At 64.2% G+C, this 2,967-nt stretch carries 1 protein-coding gene; it reads left to right on the top strand.

Annotated features, from left to right (window positions below; genetic code table 11):
• Positions 1-2,691, top strand: a 2,691-nt coding sequence (locus AC0AP0_RS11100; RefSeq protein ID WP_490430507.1) for an RCC1 domain-containing protein, incomplete at its 5' end; no start/stop codon positions are given.
• Positions 2,692-2,967: the final 276 nt, after the last annotated feature.

The following is a 2,967-nucleotide window of genomic DNA, read 5'->3' as shown; positions in this document are numbered from 1 at the left end:
GGCGTTGTCACCCCGCCGACAGGCGTCCGCTTCACCCAGTTCAGCGCAGGCAGTGGTTATTCCCTGGCCCTGGGCTCGGACGGCAACCTCTACAGCTGGGGAAACAACGGTACCGGGCAACTGGGCATAGGCGGTGCTGATTCTAATCAACATAACACGCCGAGCAAGGGGTCCATGCCGGCAGACGGCACGAAATTCACCCAGATCAGCGCAGGATACTATCATTCCCTGGCCATGGGAACGGACGGCAACCTCTACAGCTGGGGAGACAACTCCCTAGGTCAGCTAGGACGCGCCCTCACCAGCACCAGCACGTTGAACGACGGTACGCCGCACAAAGTGAACCTGCCTGCAGGCGTCAGACGATTCACTCAGGTCATCGCAGGCGGCGATAATTCCCTGGCCATGGGATGGGACGGCAACCTCTACAGCTGGGGAGACAACAGCAAAGGCCAGCTGGGACGGAGCGCCAGCAGCACGCAAGACGGTACGCCACGCAGAGTGGCCATGCCGGCCGGCATCACAATCACCCAAGTCAGAATCGAAGGCGGCTATTTAGGGGGCTATGCCCAGGCCCTGGGCTCGGACGGCAACCTCTACAGCTGGGGAGACAACAGCAAAGGCCAGCTGGCACGCACCCCCGCCAGCGCCACGCCAGCCAACCGGCCAGGCATGGTCGCCTTCCCCGAGTCTCCCAGGCCGACCGGCGTCAACTTCGGCGGGACAGCGGGCACGAATCTGACCGCAAACACGGGCGGCACCTGGAGCGTGACCACGCCCCAGCATGCAGGAGGCAAGACCGACGTGACCGTCTCCTGGAGCAGGAACGGCCAGCAGCCCGACGCGCGCCTTACCTACACCTACATCAACCCCCACACGGTCACCTTCGACAGCGCAGGCGGCCAGCAGACCCCAGACCACCAGCAGATCACCATAGGCAAACAGGCCGCACGCCCAATCACAGACCCGGCCAAGGACGGCTTCCTGTTCGACGGCTGGTTCCTCAAGGACGCCAATGGCAAATCCGATGTGGCTTATGACTTCAGCCAGCCGGTCACCGCGGACATCACCCTGGTCGCACATTGGAGCCCCGCCAACACCGGCGGCTGGTCGATCAACCCAAGCAAGGGCAACGCGATGGGCGGCCAGCAGGCGACCATCACCCCGCCCAAGCTAAGCCGCGGCATCCGCTTCAACCAGGTCAGCGCCGGCATCTTGACAAACAACTTCTCCATTGGGGTGGCCAGCGACGGGAACGCCTACGCCTGGGGCAGCAACCAGTACGGGCAGCTGGGCCAAGGCAGCACCAGCGGCACTCCGCAGAAGACGCCGGTCAAGGTCCCCCTGCCGGACGGCGTGGCCTCCGGTTTCACCTACACACAGGTCGCGGCAGGCGGCTTCCATGTGCTGGCCATCGGCAGCGACGGCATCGTCTACAGCTGGGGCACCAACGACCACGGGCAGCTCGGCAACGGCAGCCTGGACGCAAATACCCCTCAGACCAGTCCGATGCCCGTCAAGGGTGCGGACGGCCAGCCCTTCAAGGCCGTCCAGGTGAGCGCCGGCTACGCCGACTCGGCGGCCATCAGCCTGGATGGGCGCGTCTACACCTGGGGCAGCGAATACAACGATCACAGCACCTGGGGCACGTCCAAGCGGGCGCCGACCCTGGCCAAGGATCCCGACGGCTCCGGCCAGGGGTTGCACGCGGTCCAGGTAAGCGTCGGCTGGGGCCTCGTCATGGCCTTGGACGCGGACAGCAACGTATATACCTGGGGGTTCAACAACTACGGGCAGCTCGGCAATGGCACAGCCACGGGAGACAACAGCACCACGTATGCCGCCGACCCGGCACGCGTGCCCGACCCCAAGGACACGAGCAAGGCCTTCAAAGCCGTGCAGATCAGCGCCGGAGGCTTCCATGCCCTGGCCGTCGACCAGGACGGTACCCTCTGGGCGTGGGGGTACAATAAATTCGCGCAGCTGGGGGACGGGTCGACAACCAACAGGCCCAGGCCAAAACTGGTAGGAAACCCCTCAGACTCCAGCCAGCCATTCCAAGTCGCGCAGATCAGCGCAGGCACGATCCACTCCCTGGCCGTCGACCAGAACGGCACAGCCTGGGCATGGGGATGGAACGTCTACGGCCAGCTCGGCGACGGCACAACCAGCAACCGGTCCACACCCACGCGCGTATTGCCGCCCGTAGGCCAGGGCAGCGCCGGCACCGGGCTCGCAACAGCACGAACCAGCGGAGGATACTTTCATTCCCTGGCCATAGGGCGTGACGGCAACGCCTACGCGTGGGGCGACAACCAGTACGGCGAGCTCGGCAACGGAAGCGCGACGCAGAGCAGCACGCCGACCCCGGTGGCGTTCAACCCGGCACTGCTGATCACCGGCGTCAAGTTCGACCAGGCAGCGGTCGGCTCCCTGCAGCAGAATGCCGACGGGTCCGTCTCTTTTGCCACGCCCGTCCATAATCCGGGGCAGGCCGATGTGATCGTGGACTGGACCCTGGGCGGCACCAAACAGGAACCCAAGCACCTGTCCTATACCTACGAAGGCACCCTGCCCCTGACGGGCGGCAACGGCAGCATGATCATCCTGCTCGCCGCCGGGCTGCTCGCCGCAGCCGGCGCCGTCGCAGCCGGACGCCACCGGCGCGAAGCCCACAGCCTGCACGTCTAGAATCTTCACCCGAGTAAGCAGCCGGGCCGCATCCCAAGACGGCCCGGCCAACCAGGGTGGCCCCGCCAATCCCCAACACAACGGAGCCACCCACCTCTTTTTTACCCCTTCCTAGACAGAAAGCTTTCCAATCCGAAATTTGACATAACATTTTTTACTTGATTTATCCGGGTGTTGCTTCCGTTTTGGCCCGACCCTGTATGCTAACGTTTGTCTAGCTACCGGGAATGTGCCCGGCACGCAGTCGATGAAAAACTTGGGATTTTCATCATTTGA

It is taken from the genome of Bifidobacterium sp. POST2/T3 (B1) (assembly GCF_058197115.1).
The sequence above is the reverse complement of the archived record's forward strand: the minus strand, read 5'-3'. Positions and strand labels throughout refer to the sequence as shown.